This is a genomic window from Martelella alba (assembly GCF_006516955.1).
GTDB classification, from domain to species: domain Bacteria; phylum Pseudomonadota; class Alphaproteobacteria; order Rhizobiales; family Rhizobiaceae; genus Martelella; species Martelella alba.
The window spans coordinates 72,175-87,446 of sequence record NZ_VHLG01000002.1; the positions used below are offsets into that span (position 1 = coordinate 72,175).

Genomic DNA, 15,272 nt, shown 5'->3' on the forward strand with positions numbered 1-15,272 from the left:
TTTCTAGAGGAGCGAATCGAGGAAGAAGCTATTGCTATTGGCCGAACGTTTCAGAACCTCGGGCGTGACGTTGGTGCCGGAACCATCAAGAATGATTGGCTTGTTGCCTGGCGTCACCTGAACTTGCGGCTGGTCTTCATCAGCGGCCTGACGGGCAGCGTCACGCGCGGCCTGGGCCTCGGTTTTCGGCTGCGGCACCTCAAGAGGACCCTTTCGTCCGCAAGCGGTAAGCGCAACGGCGGCCAGCAACATGGCCAGAATGGCTGTGGTGGAAGTCTTCATGATCGCCCTATAGCAGACTATGCCTTCTGATCTAGATCTGGTGATAGCCGATTGAGGGCGGCTTGTGCACCCTCAATCGGCCCGAACGACCAAGCTTTATCAGTTGCGCGCCTTCCACCAGGCAATCTGTTTCTTCACCTCCTCGGGCGCCGTGCCGCCGAAGCTCTTGCGCGAGGCGACCGAGGCCTCCACCGTCAGCACGTCGAAAATGCCTGCGGTGATTGCCGGATTGATTGCCTGCAGCTCTTCCAGCGACAGATCGGCAAGGTCACAGCCCTTCTGTTCGGCAAGCGCCACAGCATGGCCTGTTGCGTGATGGGCATCGCGGAAGGGAAGTCCTGCCTCGCGCACCAGCCAGTCGGCCAGATCCGTTGCCGTGGAAAAGCCGGAACCGGCGGCTTTTTTCATCGCCGCGGCATTGACGGTGAGATCGCCGATCATGCCGGTCATGGCGGCAATGGCGAGTTCGAGGCTGGCGGCTGCATCGAAGACCTGTTCCTTGTCTTCCTGCATATCCTTGGAATAGGCGAGCGGCAGGCCCTTCATCACCGTCAGAAGCGCCACCAGCGAACCATTGATACGGCCGGTCTTGGCGCGCACCAGCTCGGCTGCATCCGGGTTCTTCTTCTGCGGCATGATCGATGAACCGGTGGAAAAACTGTCAGACAGGCGGACAAAATTGAACTGCGACGTCGACCAGATGACGATTTCCTCAGCCAGACGCGACAGATGCGTGCCGCAGATTGAGGCCAGCGACAGGAATTCCAGCGCGAAATCGCGGTCGGAGACCGTATCGATGGAATTGCGGGTCGGGCCACCGGCAAAACCGAGCGCCTTGGCCGTCATGTGGCGATCGATCGGAAAGCCGGTGCCGGCAAGGGCTGCGGCACCAATCGGGCTTTCATCAAGATGCTCGATGGCGTGACGCACGCGCGAACGGTCACGGCCAAACATTTCCACATAGGCCATGCAGTGATGACCGAAAGTGACCGGCTGCGCCGTCTGCAGATGGGTAAAGCCCGGCATCACCGTTTCGGCATGTTCTTCCGCACGCTTGAGAAAAACGCCGATAAGGCGTGTCAGCGCGGCTTCGGTTTTCACCAGTTCCTTCTTGACCCAGAGGCGGAAATCCAGCGCGACCTGGTCATTGCGCGAACGCGCCGTATGCAGACGGCCGGCAGCCGATCCGATCATCTCGCGCAGGCGGCTTTCAATATTCATGTGAATATCTTCCAGCGCGCGGGAGAAAGTGAAGCTGCCCGCTTCGATCTCACGACGAATTGTCTGAAGACCGTCTACAATTGCCGACTTGTCGTCTTCCGAAATGATGCCTTTTGCGGCAAGCATGGTGGCATGCGCGATCGATCCGTCAATGTCCTCGTTATAGAGTGCCTTGTCGAAACCGATGGAGGCATTTATCTCCTCCATGATCGCATCGGGACCTGAGGCGAAACGCCCGCCCCACATCTGGTTGGAGGTCTTGTTGGAGGAATTGCCGTCAGCCATGATGAGCCTATCTGGAGAATGAAATGACGAAAAAAAGACAAAAACTCCTCTCCGCCAGACTGGTGATGATCGCACTTGTTGCCGGACTTTTGGCCGGCGCTGTCGCGGTATACGTGAAAAACGCCTTCACTGGCAATGGTTCGGACCAAACTGCCAGCGCCGGACAGTGCGAGGGTGCGAAACAAACGGCTGAAAAACTGCGACCGCTTGCCACCGGCGAGGTTGCGGCCTTCGTTGTCGCGGACACCCCGAAACCGGTCGCCAATCTCGCATTCAACAAGGAAGGCGGCGATACCACGCTCTCAGCCTTCAGGGGCAAGACGGTGTTGCTCAATCTCTGGGCCACATGGTGCATTCCCTGCCGTGAGGAAATGCCGGCGCTTGATAGGCTGGAAAAAGAGCTCGGCAGCGATGACTTTCAGGTCGTCGCCGTCAACATCGATACCGGCGGCGATGAAAAGCCTGTCCGTTTCATGGACGAGATCGGCATTCAGTCACTGGCCTTTTATCACGACCCGACGCTTACCGCTTTCAATACGCTGAAGAAGGATGGCCTTGCCTTCGGCCTGCCCTCAACGGTGCTGATTGATGAAAATGGCTGCCTTCTGGGCTCGATGAGCGGGCCGGCGGAATGGGCAAGCGATGATGCCAAGGCGCTGATCAAGGGCGCCACCGGGTCCTGAAATCCGGTGCCACCTTTGAAAGGGGCCGTAAATCTGGATGCGGCCTAAAAGCCAATGGCTTTCAGAAGCAGAAAACAACCGGCGGAAAGCAGCGCGGCCGCTGGCACGGTAATCACCCATGCCGCGATGATGGTCATGAAATGCGAGCGCCGCACCAGCTTGCGGCGCGCCCGCTCCTGATGCGGCATATCGGAGACCGGGCGGTCCCGATGGATCTGCTGCGCGCGCCGCTCCATATACCACTCGCGAAAGAAGCCAACGCCAAACACGCCGCCAACGGCGATATGCGTCGAGCTGACCGGCAGACCAAGCCATGAGGCTGCTATCACCGTGACGGCGGCGGAAAGCGCAACGCAATAGGCGCGCATGGGGTTAAGCTTGGTGATCTGATTGCCAACCATGCCGATCAGCTTCGGGCCGAACAGGACCAGACCGAACGAGATCCCCAGCGCGCCGATCAGCATCACCCAGAGCGGGATTGCGACCTGCCCGGTCACTTCGGATGTCTCATGCACGGAAGCGATTGCCGCGAGCGGTCCCACCGCATTGGCGACATCATTGGCGCCATGAGCAAAGGATAACAGCCCGGCCGAGATCACCAGCGGCAGGCGGAACAGGACTTTCAGCGACGCCTTGCGGTTTTCCAGCCCGCGGGACTGACGCCTGATGAAAGGCACAGAGACGAGCCCCAGAATAATCCCCGCGGCGATGCCGATCACAACGGCATGGGAGAGATCAATCGCGATCACCTTTTTCAGGCCCTTCAGGGCCAGATAGGTGGCGAAGGCGGCGCTCATAATGCCGATAAGAACCGGCACCCAGGTTCGCGCAGCGGCAAGCTTGTCATCAACATACATGATCCGCCATTTGATGAAGGCAAGCATGCCGGCGGCGAAAATACCGCCCAGCAATGGCGAAATAACCCAGCTGGCGGCAATGCTGCCCATGGTCGGCCAGTTGACCGTCCCAAACCCGGCAGCGACGATGCCCGCCCCCATGACACCGCCAACGACAGCATGTGTCGTTGAGACCGGCGCGCCGATCCATGTGGCAATATTCACCCATATCGATGCAGCAAGCAGCGCTGCCATCATCGCGCGCACAAAGATCGCCGAACTTGAGAGCGCCTGTGGATCGACAATACCTTTCGAGATGGTCGAGACCACATCGCCACCGGCAAGCAGGGCGCCCGCACTTTCGCACACCGCCGCAATGGCGATAGCACCGAGCATGGAGAGCGCCTTTGCCCCGACGGCTGGTCCCATATTGTTGGCAACGTCATTGGCACCGATATTCAGTGCCATATAAGCGCCAAAGGCTGACGCCACGATCACGGCAAGTCCCTGCGGTGCACCGCCGGCAAACAAGGCTGCGGCTACAGCGGCAAGCGAAACAAATACCAGGCTGATGCCAACCCCGACCAGAGGGCGGGAAGTATGCATGGAAGCCTGTTCCAGACGCGAAAGCCGGTTGAGGTCTTTGTCAAGCGTCTTCCACTGCCGGGTGGCGTCATCAGTCAATGTGATTTTCCTTGAAATCCTGCAGCCTTCCCGGCCGTTGCGCCAGCTTTTGTACTACCGCGCTTTTTCAAGCAGTGCGGAAAGATCCATCAGGATCGCCTTAAGCTGTTCCTCGTCCACGGCTTCAGCCGCAGCTTCGGGTTTCATCCATTGCCGTTTCCGCTGATCCATTTCCGGAAAGTTGTCAAGCAACTTCTCGACCTCGATGGCGTAGACATCGACGATGGTCGGAACAGGCAGCCCGCCATCAACGATCTTCTTGTAACGATAACTGCCGATACGGACCGGCGCGCCGCCACGCGGTTTCACACCAGCTTCTTCCCAGGCTTCCTGCAATGCCGTGCCGCCGCCATCAGTGCCATAAATGGGCCAGCCTTTCGGAATGATCCAGCGTTTGGTCGTGCGCGAGGTGATCAGCAAAACCTCTGGCCCGTTTTCTTCCATGCGGTAACACAGGGCGGCGATCTGCACGCGTGCAGGCCGGCCGAGCAGCGGGGCAAGATAGCTGTTCCAGATCCAAGAAAACATCAACAAACCATTCAGGAGCGGGTCAATAACCCGCTGTCTAATCAAAAACAGGCACAAGCTCAAGCAGGCACGGGCAAAACAGACCAGCGGCAAGCGTGGATCGGCAGAGATACCGGCCTGCCCATGACCACAGTTCAAGAAATTATTGCTGGTCCCGGCGGGAGGCGGTCAACCTCGTGGCGCGGCAGCGGGCGCGAATAAAGAAAACCCTGCAGATCGTCGCAGCCGATCTGCGTCAGCCCTTCATCCTGCAATGGCGTTTCCACCCCTTCCGCCGTTGTCTTCAGGCCCTTGGCATGAGCCAGATCGACAATGGCCCGCACGATCGCCTCGTCATCGCCGCCTTGTCCCAGACCACGGACAAAGCTTCTGTCGATCTTGATGCGATTGACATTGAGGCTTTGCAGGCGGCTAAGCGAGGAAAAGCCGGTTCCGAAATCATCAATTGCGATCCTGATCCCCGCCTCGCGCAGGCTTTTGAGATTTTCCACGGCGGCATCGGTTTCGCCGGTGGCCGTCGTCTCGGTGATTTCCAGCTCGAGCCGCTCCGGCAAGAGCCCTGTTTCAGCAAGGACCGCATGAACCCTGCCCGCATAGTCCGGATTATTCAGTTCAATGCCGGAAACATTGACGGCGATGGTCATCGCCGGCCAGTTCACGGCCGCCCTGCAGGCCTCTTTCAGCACGCGCTGCCCGAGCGCCTCGATCAGTCCGGTCTCCTCCGCCACCGGAATGAAAAGCTCAGGCGAAATCATGCCGCGCTCGGGATGTTTCCAGCGCAGCAGCGCCTCATAACCGATCGTGCACCGTGATTGCGCCGATCGGATCGGCTGGTAGTGTACCTGAAGTTGATCATCGCCCAGCATGGCCAGCCGCAGATCCGCCTCGGTCTGGCGGCGCTGTTCGATCGTATGATCCATATCATCGGAGAAGAAGGAATAGCGGCCGCGGCCGGTGGTCTTGGAATAGTAGAGCGCGACATCCGCCTTTCTCAGCAGGGTCACGCGGTCGACGCCATCGACGGGTGCAAGCGCCGCACCGATACTGACGCCGACAAACACCGTATTGCCATCGATCTCGAAAGGCCTTCGCGCCGCATCCACCATCTTCTCACACAGGCGGTTGATCTCCTCGATATCGCCCCTGAGCATGATGGTGAATTCATCGCCGCCAATCCGCGCGATGACATCGCCCGGGCGGACGATTGCCTGCAGCCGCTGGCTGAATTCGCGGATCAGCGCATCGCCCATCGGATGGCCGAGCGTGTCATTGACCTGCTTGAAGCGGTCGAGATCCAGATAGACCAGTGCGATCGGCTGCACCCGCCGCATCGAAAGCGCCAGATCAACCTCATTGTTGAAATGCAGCCGGTTGGGAAGCCCGGTCAGGGGATCATGCAAGGCGAGGTAGCGGATCTGCTCTTCGCTCTCCTTGAGTTCCTCCGCCCGGCGACGATGGAAAATGAGGAACACCGCGATCATGATGAGCGCCAGCAGGAACACCGCCACCAGAACCGGCACAACGCTCGCCATCACAGCCGAACCGGGCCTGTAGGGATGCCAGACCAGATAGCCGATCGTCTTCCCTTCCGCCGATTTCAGCGGCTGATTGGATTCGGCCGATTTGCTGCTCGGTGTCCAGGAAAAACGAAGATCGGCGAACATATAGTCGTTCTGCAACTCATCGATCAGCGAGCCATCGAGAAAGCGAACGGCGACGTGGAAATATTCGCTTCCCGGCGCCTGGGTGATTTCGCCGGTATCCGAGACAATCGGCTTGACGCTGACGATGGCCGGATGTTTGCGCACCACCACCAGATCCGAGACGCCCGGGCTCAGCACCGTATCACTGACCTGGCTGTCATCGCCGGCGCGCATCTTCTCACGCAGGGCCTTTACCAGCGGCGCGACATTGTCTGCGATATCAAAATAGACCGCAGGATCGGCCATGGCACCATTCGTGAAGGCAAAGATCGGCCTGTCTGCAGGGTCCAGCACATAGGCGCCGTCAATGCCGAAATAGTCATGCATCCACTGGCCGAGATTGCTGTTGAGCCAGTCGCGGTCACCGGCGCGCGCCTGTTCGACAGAATCATCCCAGACCGTTGCGCTTTCCTGATCATGAGCGGTCTCGGTCTGCAGCTTGGAAACCACGAGTTCAACCAGCCGCGCCTGCCGGTCAAGGGAAATCCGGTCGGTTTGCTGGCTGGACCAGACCAGAAGCGCTAGAACGCCGACCCCGATCGCCAGTGTCACAATCAAGGCCGGAAGCGCACGCGTCAGCAGAAAACGTGACAGGCTGGAAGTCTCTATTTGCTTGGTCATTCAAAGGCCCGGAAAGTGCTAATATAAGACCGAATATGGGCAAATAGGCATCTGAGGCAAGAAAATACTGCCTTCCCTCAGCCGTGGCGGGACACCATGATGATGGCGCCAGTTGCGCCCGAACAAACCACATCCTCCAAATCAGGCAGGGAAACCGCGGCAAATGCGCGACTTTTGCCACATTCGCCCACGCTGCGCCTTGCTTACCGGCGGCTTCACATCTATTAACTTTTATCAATGAACCACGGACCCGGTGAAAATCCGGGTGGCTCTTCCGGCCGCCGATCCGCCGGACAACCTCTTTAATTTTGAAAATTCGCGACCCCGAACACGCCCTTCCCGTGCCCGGATGTCGATGATTTTGAGACAAGATGGCTACAAACACATTTTCGCTTACCCGTTACCGCCAGGAATGGTTCGGAAATCCGCGCGCCGATATCCTCTCCGGCCTCGTCGTGGCGATGGCGCTGATCCCCGAGGCAATCGCCTTTTCCATCATTGCCGGCGTTGATCCGAAGGTCGGGCTGTTCGCCTCCTTCTCGATTGCCGTCATCATTGCCTTTGTCGGCGGCAGGCCGGGCATGATTTCGGCCGCGACCGCTGCCACAGCCGTGCTGATGACGCCGCTGGTTGCCGATCACGGGCTGGAATATCTGCTGGCCGCTACAGTTCTGGCCGGTGTGCTGCAGGTGATTTTCGGCATTCTCCGCCTTGGTTCACTGATGCGTTTCGTGTCGAAATCGGTGATGACCGGCTTCGTCAACGCGCTGGCGATCCTGATTTTCATGGCGCAGCTGCCGCAGCTGATCCATGTTCCGTGGCTGACCTATCCGCTGATTGCGGCCGCACTCGCCATCATCTATCTGCTGCCCTATGTCACCCGCGCCGTACCCTCGCCGCTGGTCGCCATCATCGTCATCACGGCGCTGTCGATGATCTTCGGCTTCAATGTCAACCATGTCGGCGACATGGGGGCACTGCCCGACAGCTTCCCGTCCTTCCACCTGCCGGCCGTGCCCTTCACGCTGGAAACGCTGAAGATCATCCTGCCCTATTCGCTGGCCGTAGCCCTGGTCGGGTTGATGGAAAGCCTGATGACGGCGCAGCTGATCGATGATCTCACCGATACGCGCTCCAACAAGAACCGCGAATGCGTTGGCCAGGGCGTTGCCAATTTCGCCACCGGCTTTATCGGCGCCATGGCCGGCTGCGCCATGATCGGCCAGTCGATGATCAACGTGAAATCAGGCGGCCGCGGGCGGCTGTCCACCTTCGTTGCCGGCCTTGTCCTCCTGATCCTCGTTGTCGTGCTCGACAAATGGGTCAGCCAGATCCCGATGCCGGCGCTGGTTGCGGTCATGATCATGGTTTCGATCGGCACCTTTTCCTGGTCCTCGATCAAGAACCTGAAGCACCATCCGCGCTCGTCCTCCATTGTCATGCTGGCGGTGGTTGCCGTCGTCGTTGCGACCCATAATCTGGCACTCGGCGTTCTGACCGGCGTGCTTCTGTCGGGCATTTTCTTTGCTGCAAAGATCGCCCGGCTGTTCTCCGTCACCTCGACGCTGTCCGAAGATCAGACGGTCAGGACCTATAATATCCATGGACAGCTGTTCTTCGCTTCGGTGGAACGCTTCAACGCTTCCTTCGATTTCAAGGAGGCACTGGAAAAGGTCGTTATCGATGTCTCCCGCGCGCATATTTGGGATATATCAAGCGTCTCCGCGCTGGACATGGTAGTGTTGAAATTCAGGCGTGAAGGCGCCGACGTGGAGGTCATCGGCCTCAACGAAGCGAGCGCCACGATCGTCGACAAGCTGGCCGTGCACGACAAGCCGGATGCGCTTGAGCGCTCGCTCGACCAGGGCCACTGAGGCGCCCCGCGCGTGGGAGATATCTCCCGCGCGTTCCGGCCAGGTTCAACACTTTAAAAAGGCCGGCACCCAAGGCCGGCCAGAGGGGAAACCCATGGACAAGCTGACAGCCTTTATTGATGGTTCGATCTATGCCGAAAGCGTATGCGACCACGCCGCCTGGATGGCAGGTCGCATTGGTGCGCCAATCGAACTCGTCCACATTCTCGAAAAGCCGGTGGCAAACCAGGCGCCGGTCAATCTCGCCGGCACGATCGGGCTTGGCGCCCGCACGGCGCTTCTGGAAGAACTTGCCGATCTGGATGCCCGCAATGCCCGCACCGCCCAGAAGCGCGGCCGGTTGCTGCTGGAATCTGCCACCGAACGGCTGGCGCTCGGCGGCGTCGCCGATGTGACGACCAAGCTCAGAAATGGCGATTTTGTTGAAGCGATTGAAGAAACCTGCACACAATCGCGCATCATCGTTATCGGCAAACGTGGTGAAGGTGCTGACTTTGCCTCCGGCCATCTCGGCTCCAATCTGGAGCGCGCGGTGCGCTCGGCCAAATGCCCGGTCTTTGTCGCTGCCCGTTCCTTCAAGCCGATCCACAAGGTGCTGATTGCCTATGATGGCGGGCCGAGCGCGGAAAAGGCGATCGAGCGCGTCGCAACAAGCGACATTCTCGAAGGCTGCAGCTGCACGCTCGTCTCCGTCTGCGAAGAGGGCGACGCGCTGGCGAAAAAGGCAAAGGAAGCCATCCACCGCATTGAACATTCCAAGGTCGAGGCAAAGCTCATCATCCGCTCCGGCCATGCCGAGAAGGTGATTGAGGATATCGCTGCAGAGGAAAAGACCGACCTTCTGGTGATGGGCGCCTATGGCCATTCACGCATCCGCTCGCTGATGATCGGCTCGACCACAACGGCGGTGCTGCGCGCCTGCCGCATTCCGGTGCTGCTGCTGCGTTGAGACAATCCCTCATCCCTTCATGTTGCGCTTTGCCGCCCGGCTGCGATCTTTCGGATCAGCCGGGCGAAATTCTGTGCGGTTGCTGAAGGCAGCGCCCGGCGGTGGGCAACCGCCAGCACCTGCTGAGGCTCCGGTGCTGCGACATCGAGAAAGGCAACACCGCGAATGTTGAACTGGCGCATGGTCTCCGGCACCAGCGCCACGCCGGTCTCCGCCGCTATCAGCGACAATATGGTGGCGATCTGCGGCGCGGGTTGGCCAAGCAAGGGGTCGAACCCAGCGGCCCGGCAGGCGGCAAGCGTTGCATCATGCAGGCTGACACCAATGGCCCGCGGGGTGAGGATGAAGGCATCATCCTTCAACACCGTCAGTTTCACCGGCCCTTGAGCCGCCGCCGCCACATGGCTGGACGGCACGGCAGCCACAAGCCGCTCGGTCATCAATGGCCGTATTTCCAGCGTATCAGGATCGGCCGATGACGGCCGCACAAGGCCGACATCGAGGCTGCCATCAACGAGGCGGGCAATCAGGCCCACCGAATTGATCTCCGAAAGCGACAGCACCACATCGGGATAATCACGCCGAAAGGCGCGGATGGCGGCCGGGAAAAGCGGATTCAGCGCAACCGATCCCGAATAGCCGAGCGAAAGCTGACCGGTCATGCCGCCAGCCGCACGGCGGGCTGCCTGTTTTGCCTGTTCCGCAGCGCCCGGAAGTCCTTTCACGGCGGCCAGAAAGCTCCGCCCCGCCTCCGTCAGCTCCGCGCCATGCGGCACGCGATGGAACAGCTGCACACCGACCTCCCGTTCCAGATCACGGATCTGCAGGCTGAGCGGCGGCTGGCCAATGCCAAGCCGGGCAGCTGCACGGGTGAAATTCTCTTCCTCGGCAACGGCCAGGAAATAGCGAATATGACGGAGTTCCATACGTCATTTAAAAAACATATCACAAATGACAATGCAAGATATTGGACATATGGAGAAGATAATCATATTTTCCGGGCAACGAACGGAAAGGTTTTGTCATGTCCTCCCATGCACGATCCGCCGTTGCCGGTTTTTCCATTTCAGACCCCGGAAGACAGCCAGTCGAGGCGATCGCGCCTCCTATAGCCGCCCCCGTCGCTGACCAATGGATCCGCTACGGCACGACAGAATTTCGCAATGCCGGTATCGCCCTGTTTCTCGGCGGCTTTGCCAGTTTCTCACTGATTTATTGTGTTCAGCCGCTGCTGCCCTATTTTGCCACAAGCTTCACCATTTCACCGGCGGCAAGCTCGCTGGCGCTGTCGCTGACCACGGGGCTTCTAGCCATCTCGATCTTTCTCGCCAGCGCCTTCTCCCAGGCGCTTGGCCGGCGCGGACTGATGTTCATCTCCATGCTGCTGGCGGCCGTCTTCAACATTGCTGCGGCCGTTCTGCCAAGCTGGCATGGCCTGCTCTTTGCCCGGGCCATGGAAGGTCTGGTGCTCGGCGGCGTTCCCGCCGTTGCCATGGCCTGGCTGGCGGAAGAAATCGACCCCGCTCATCTCGGCCGTGCCATGGGGCTCTACATTGCCGGCAACGGATTCGGCGCCATGATGGGCCGCGTCGGCATGGGGCTGATGACAGAATTCACCTCCTGGCAGATCGCTATGGAAGCGCTTGGCCTCATCTGCCTCTTCTCGGCAATCGGCTTTTTCCTGCTCCTGCCGCGCTCACGCCATTTCGAAGCGCAGAAGGGCTTTGATCCCTTCTTTCACTTCCGCGCCTGGGGCGGGCACTTGAAGCGTGGTGAAATGATCCGGCTTTTTGCCATCGGCTTTCTTTTGACCAGCATTTTCGTAACGCTGTTCAACTATTCGACCTTCCGCCTTTCGGCCGATCCCTATGATCTGAGCGGCACAGCCGTCAGCATGATATTCCTGGCCTTCGGTTTCGGCATTGTCTCTTCATCGGTTGCCGGTGCGCTTGCTGACCGCTTCGGCCGCGCACCGCTGATCATCTCCGGCTTTCTCGTCATGCTGGCCGGTGTGACTCTGACGCTGATGTCCGGGCTTGTTGCCATCTTCATCGGTATTGCACTGGTGGCGACCGGCTTTTTCATCGGTCACTCGGTCGCCAGCGGCTCGGTCGGCCGCGCGGCAAAGGGCGCGAAAGGCCACGCCTCGTCGCTCTACCTGCTGTTCTATTACATGGGATCGAGCCTCTCGGGCTCGGTGGGTGGCTTTTTCTACCAGCATGGCGGCTGGGGCGCCGTCGTCGGCCTGACCACAAGCTTTGCCATTTTCGGCCTGGTGCTTGGCGCGATAGCGCTGATCGGCAACCGGACATAAAAAAGACCGGGCGGCTTTCGCCTCACCCGGCCAGTCCAAGGAGCGGGGTATCTCTGAAGGGCGCGGACCTGCGCCCTTTCGAAACAAAAAAGGCCGGGGAAACCCCGACCTCTCATGATCCGCTTCAAGAGCCAATGTGCCAGTACATCCGTGGTCACACCCTCGAAGCGGAGAACCTCAGCCACCTCGTTTTACGCATATTTCCGTCACAGCTTCGTGACAGTGCTACGCAGGCAAAGGTTAAATGCGCCGCTCGGCGTTGATCCTCATATGGGAAGGGCAACGCTGAATTACAAGAGGTGGCTCGGTTTGTTTGAACAACGGAATGCCGTGTTCTCAAGTGGTTTCCGGCCTTATTGATGCTGCCGCTGATATCGCGGGCAGCGCGTTGAAGCAAGCCTGATCCGGTGCCTTGCGGTCAAGCGATGAACGCGGACGGCGGCTGTTGTAAAAATTCAGATATCAGCCGATTCCGGCTCTGGCTTCAGCGACAGCCTTGCAGGCGTGAAAGTAGATTTCTTCATATTTGATCGACCGCCACAGCCGCTAGACGAAGAAGACGAGGAAGGCTGGTACCACCCGGACGGCCTGTCGCCCCTGCGTGAGGGGCGACTCGCCATGGAGGTCAATTCGACTACGGCGCAGAATGTTTCGATCCACGCCCCTGCGTGAGGGGCGACAGCCATCATATTTCAAGCAGGCCGTTAAAAACCTGTTTCGATCCACGCCCCTGCGTGAGGGGCGACGTGGCCAGGTGGTGGCGGGTCGAGAGCCGGGGTGTGGTTTCGATCCACGCCCCTGCGTGAGGGGCGACCGGTCGGCGGCACAGTCTTCGAGATCGTATTGAAGTTTCGATCCACGCCCCTGCGTGAGGGGCGACCGTGGTGGACGTCACGCGCTTCGATAAGCCCGAGTGTTTCGATCCACGCCCCTGCGTGAGGGGCGACTATGGACATCATCTATCTATGCTCAGCTCATCAGCGGTTTCGATCCACGCCCCTGCGTGAGGGGCGACGGCAGGTGGCAATAACCTGGATATCTCACTGAATGTTTCGATCCACGCCCCTGCGTGAGGGGCGACGGCGTGAGCTTAAGCCTTTTTGCGCCAAGGACAATCTTGTACGAAAACGCGAACCGCACAGTTGGCAGGCCCTGCGCCGGGACATTTGCGAACAGGAGAGCAATTCGTTTAACAATTTCAAATAGCAAGACACTGTGCGAACGCACCGCATTTTGCTGCACGCTTGCGGTTCGCACCTGCCTTTTACCATGACATGTCTGGTTTGCCGGATCAGATGATCAGCGGACCGTTGAGATCGATCGCGGGCTTTGCACCGACATGCTCCACGCGCCGTTGCCAGTTGGCACCGAGATAATAATAGCGCAGGCTGTCCACATCGGGATTGATAATGCCTTCCAGCCGCGCTTTCAGCTTGGTCCATTGCGCCGGGTCGACTTCGATCTCGAACACCGAATACTGCACGCGCTGCCCGAAATCACGGCACGCCTTGGCAACCGCACGCAGCCGCCCCGCGCCATTGCCTTCGGTTACGCTGACATCATAGGTGACCAGTACGAGCATGATCTAGCCTCACTTCCAGAACCAGGGTGGATAGGCGTCAATATCGCCGCGCAGATGGCGCGCCAGCAATTGCGCCTGAATATAGGCAACCAGACCGAGCGGCGTTTTCTCGCCGAGAAACGGGTGCTGGCGTTCATCCTTCTTGCGCTCCTGCCAGGCCATGATCACCGTCTTGCGCGCCTCATCGCAGAGCATCACAGCGCCGCCATCGCGTTGCTCGAAGTCGCCTGCACGTAATTGCCGCCGGTTGAACAGTGACAGGGCCAGCCTGTCGGCCAGCACTGGGCGCAGCTCTTCCATCAGGTCAAGCGCCAGCGACGGGCGCCCCGGTCTGTCGCGATGCAGGAAGCCAACCGCCGGATCAAGGCCGACGGTTTCCAGCGCAGAGCGACAATCATGCACCAGAAGCGTATACAGAAACGAGAGAACCGCATTGACCGGATCAAGCGGCGGCCTGCGCGAGCGTCCGCGAAAGCGGATTTCAGCATCCGGCGAGCGGATCAGATGGTCGAAGACCGAGAAATAGATGTTCGCCGCCTCGCCTTCCGAACCGCGCAGTTTATCAGTGGTGTCGTCGGCGTGTTCGGCCCGTCGGGCAATCCGCGCCAGACGCGCGGCGGCGGCCTCCATACCTTCGCGAACCTCCGGCGCATAATCATCGCCGTAATCGCGTAACGAGCGCATCAGCACCGCGCGCTGATTTGCCACCTTGCCGATGACGAAGGAGCGCACGATTTCCTGCGGGGTATCGCTTGCCCGATATTGCGCCCGGCGCAAAAGGACATTGCCGGTAACAGGCCCTTCCACGCGCGCCTGAAACCGGCCGCTGCGGCTCATCAGCGAAAGCGTGATGCCAGCCTCGGCCAGCGCGCCCATCAATGGCGGAGACACATAGACAGCGCCGAATGCGACAACGCCTGAAAGCATGTGCAGTGGCACACGGCCGCGTTCCTCGCCCTCCACAGAGGCCACCAGATTCTCCCCGTCCTTGGAAAGGGCAGCCCCCTCGGTCGTGACATAAAATGTGTTCAGAAGCTTTTTCACAGACCCTATCCCCCCTCATCTGCCATGCCGTCCACCTGCCGTCGCCGCCAGGCCCGAACCGGGCGACCGAAAGCCTCGGGACGACAGAGTTCAACAAGAGAACAGGCCCGGCAACGCGTCCGTTTTTCGGTCGGCGGCGGCGTTTTGCCCGCAGCGCGAATGGCCGCGAAGGCTGAAATCGTCTCCTCCGTCAGCCCGCGCAGATCCGCATCGAAAGGCACCGCAACGCGCCTTTTGGTTTCGCCGTAAAACAGCGCGCCTTCCGGCACGGCAGAACCGGTCATTTCCTCCAGACACAGGGCCTGGGCGCATAACTGGACTTCGTCGGCGCGGTGCAGTTTTGCCTTGCCGCGCTTGTATTCCACCGGAAACGGCGTCTCGGTTTCATGGTCATCACGCTGGAATTCAACCATATCCGCGATGCCGGAAATATTGAGCCGGCGGCTTGCAACCGGCAGCGCCATCACCCGGCGCAGGCCACGCGCCTTGCGCTTGCCACCCTTGTCGGCAACGGCGTGCAGCACATCACCTTCCGCCGTAAACCGGTTTTCCGCCCAGACCTGCTCGATGTGAATGAGCGCCGCCTGCCGCAGACAATAAACGGCGTGCTGAAGAGCGGAAATGGGGACGGGATCGGAAAGCCTGCTTTCATCTGCCATCCCCGCC

General features: G+C 59.7%; 13 protein-coding genes, 1 pseudogene, 1 CRISPR repeat array and 1 other annotated feature. Of the genes and pseudogenes, 4 read left to right on the plus strand and 10 right to left on the minus strand.

Annotated elements, in window-relative coordinates:
- Positions 1 to 3 precede the first annotated feature (3 nt).
- Both lptM and argH read right to left on the minus strand, forming a co-directional pair.
- Positions 4 to 282, minus strand: a complete 279-nt coding sequence (gene lptM / locus FJU08_RS03875) for an LPS translocon maturation chaperone LptM (RefSeq protein WP_141147672.1) — start codon at positions 280 to 282, stop codon at positions 4 to 6.
- A 99-nt stretch (positions 283 to 381) separates the two neighbouring features.
- Positions 382 to 1,788, minus strand: a complete 1,407-nt coding sequence (gene argH, locus FJU08_RS03880) for an argininosuccinate lyase (protein ID WP_141147673.1) — start codon at positions 1,786 to 1,788, stop codon at positions 382 to 384.
- A 23-nt stretch (positions 1,789 to 1,811) separates the two neighbouring features.
- Here argH and tlpA point away from each other — a divergent pair, with 23 nt between their 5' ends.
- Positions 1,812 to 2,471: a thiol:disulfide interchange protein TlpA gene (gene tlpA, locus FJU08_RS03885; RefSeq protein WP_141147674.1), complete on the plus strand. Its 660-nt coding sequence runs from the start codon at positions 1,812 to 1,814 to the stop codon at positions 2,469 to 2,471.
- A 44-nt stretch (positions 2,472 to 2,515) separates the two neighbouring features.
- On the opposite strand, the gene FJU08_RS03890 is transcribed toward tlpA, so the two are convergent.
- From FJU08_RS03890 to FJU08_RS03900, 3 genes are all read right to left on the minus strand, one after another.
- Complete coding sequence (locus tag FJU08_RS03890; protein WP_141147675.1) at positions 2,516 to 3,991, minus strand: inorganic phosphate transporter; 1,476 nt, start codon at positions 3,989 to 3,991, stop codon at positions 2,516 to 2,518.
- A 54-nt stretch (positions 3,992 to 4,045) separates the two neighbouring features.
- Positions 4,046 to 4,519 carry an NUDIX hydrolase gene (locus FJU08_RS03895; RefSeq protein WP_141147676.1) on the minus strand — a complete coding sequence of 158 codons (474 nt, stop codon included), beginning with the start codon at positions 4,517 to 4,519 and terminating at the stop codon, positions 4,046 to 4,048.
- A gap of 134 nt (positions 4,520 to 4,653) precedes the next feature.
- Positions 4,654 to 6,843, minus strand: coding sequence for a putative bifunctional diguanylate cyclase/phosphodiesterase (locus FJU08_RS03900; protein WP_141147677.1), 2,190 nt, complete (start codon positions 6,841 to 6,843; stop codon positions 4,654 to 4,656).
- A gap of 243 nt (positions 6,844 to 7,086) precedes the next feature.
- Positions 7,087 to 7,142: a sequence feature (sul1 is cis-regulatory element that is thought to sense ions involved in sulfur or methionine metabolism; They are found in Alphaproteobacteria), on the plus strand.
- A 72-nt stretch (positions 7,143 to 7,214) separates the two neighbouring features.
- Between FJU08_RS03900 and FJU08_RS03905 the strand changes: the two genes are divergently transcribed.
- The gene (locus FJU08_RS03905) at positions 7,215 to 8,717 is read left to right on the plus strand and encodes a SulP family inorganic anion transporter (protein ID WP_141147678.1); all 1,503 of its coding nucleotides are present in this window, start codon (positions 7,215 to 7,217) and stop codon (positions 8,715 to 8,717) included.
- 94 nt (positions 8,718 to 8,811) lie between these two features.
- Complete coding sequence (locus FJU08_RS03910; protein WP_141147679.1) at positions 8,812 to 9,666, plus strand: universal stress protein; 855 nt, start codon at positions 8,812 to 8,814, stop codon at positions 9,664 to 9,666.
- Positions 9,667 to 9,683: 17 nt separating this feature from the next.
- Here the strand turns inward: FJU08_RS03910 and FJU08_RS03915 are convergent, their stop codons facing one another.
- Positions 9,684 to 10,592 (minus strand): LysR family transcriptional regulator, encoded by a 909-nt coding sequence (locus tag FJU08_RS03915; protein WP_141147680.1) that lies wholly within the window; start codon positions 10,590 to 10,592, stop codon positions 9,684 to 9,686.
- Positions 10,593 to 10,690: 98 nt separating this feature from the next.
- On the opposite strand from FJU08_RS03915, the gene FJU08_RS03920 reads away from it, so the two are divergent.
- Positions 10,691 to 11,980, plus strand: coding sequence for an MFS transporter (locus FJU08_RS03920; RefSeq protein WP_141147681.1), 1,290 nt, complete (start codon positions 10,691 to 10,693; stop codon positions 11,978 to 11,980).
- A gap of 336 nt (positions 11,981 to 12,316) precedes the next feature.
- Here the strand turns inward: FJU08_RS03920 and FJU08_RS03925 are convergent.
- The 4 genes and pseudogenes from FJU08_RS03925 to cas4 all read right to left on the minus strand — a co-directional run.
- A pseudogene (locus tag FJU08_RS03925) lies at positions 12,317 to 12,526 on the minus strand (integrase core domain-containing protein); the annotation flags it as partial.
- A gap of 102 nt (positions 12,527 to 12,628) precedes the next feature.
- Positions 12,629 to 13,061: a CRISPR direct-repeat array (repeat unit 32 nt; unit sequence GTTTCGATCCACGCCCCTGCGTGAGGGGCGAC).
- Positions 13,062 to 13,271: 210 nt separating this feature from the next.
- Entirely contained in the window at positions 13,272 to 13,562 is a 291-nt protein-coding gene (cas2, locus tag FJU08_RS03930) for a CRISPR-associated endonuclease Cas2 (protein WP_141147682.1), read from the minus strand.
- A gap of 9 nt (positions 13,563 to 13,571) precedes the next feature.
- Positions 13,572 to 14,606 (minus strand): type I-C CRISPR-associated endonuclease Cas1c, encoded by a 1,035-nt coding sequence (cas1c, locus tag FJU08_RS03935; RefSeq protein ID WP_141147683.1) that lies wholly within the window; start codon positions 14,604 to 14,606, stop codon positions 13,572 to 13,574.
- Positions 14,607 to 14,611: 5 nt separating this feature from the next.
- Positions 14,612 to 15,265: a CRISPR-associated protein Cas4 gene (cas4, locus tag FJU08_RS03940; RefSeq protein ID WP_141147684.1), complete on the minus strand. Its 654-nt coding sequence runs from the start codon at positions 15,263 to 15,265 to the stop codon at positions 14,612 to 14,614.
- Between the last annotated feature and the right edge of the window lie 7 nt (positions 15,266 to 15,272).

Bases quoted from the DNA above. Each gene is read 5' to 3' on its own strand.
- FJU08_RS03910 (WP_141147679.1), top strand. From the start codon at position 8,812: ATGGACAAGCTGACAGCCTTTATTGATGGTTCGATCTATGCCGAAAGC.
- tlpA (WP_141147674.1), top strand. From the start codon at position 1,812: ATGACGAAAAAAAGACAAAAACTCCTCTCCGCCAGACTGGTGATGATC.
- cas4 (WP_141147684.1), bottom strand. From the start codon at position 15,265: ATGGCAGATGAAAGCAGGCTTTCCGATCCCGTCCCCATTTCCGCTCTT.
- FJU08_RS03895 (WP_141147676.1), bottom strand. From the start codon at position 4,519: ATGTTTTCTTGGATCTGGAACAGCTATCTTGCCCCGCTGCTCGGCCGG.
- FJU08_RS03915 (WP_141147680.1), bottom strand. From the start codon at position 10,592: ATGGAACTCCGTCATATTCGCTATTTCCTGGCCGTTGCCGAGGAAGAG.
- lptM (WP_141147672.1), bottom strand. From the start codon at position 282: ATGAAGACTTCCACCACAGCCATTCTGGCCATGTTGCTGGCCGCCGTT.
- argH (WP_141147673.1), bottom strand. From the start codon at position 1,788: ATGGCTGACGGCAATTCCTCCAACAAGACCTCCAACCAGATGTGGGGC.
- FJU08_RS03900 (WP_141147677.1), bottom strand. From the start codon at position 6,843: ATGACCAAGCAAATAGAGACTTCCAGCCTGTCACGTTTTCTGCTGACG.
- FJU08_RS03905 (WP_141147678.1), top strand. From the start codon at position 7,215: ATGGCTACAAACACATTTTCGCTTACCCGTTACCGCCAGGAATGGTTC.
- cas2 (WP_141147682.1), bottom strand. From the start codon at position 13,562: ATGCTCGTACTGGTCACCTATGATGTCAGCGTAACCGAAGGCAATGGC.
- FJU08_RS03920 (WP_141147681.1), top strand. From the start codon at position 10,691: ATGTCCTCCCATGCACGATCCGCCGTTGCCGGTTTTTCCATTTCAGAC.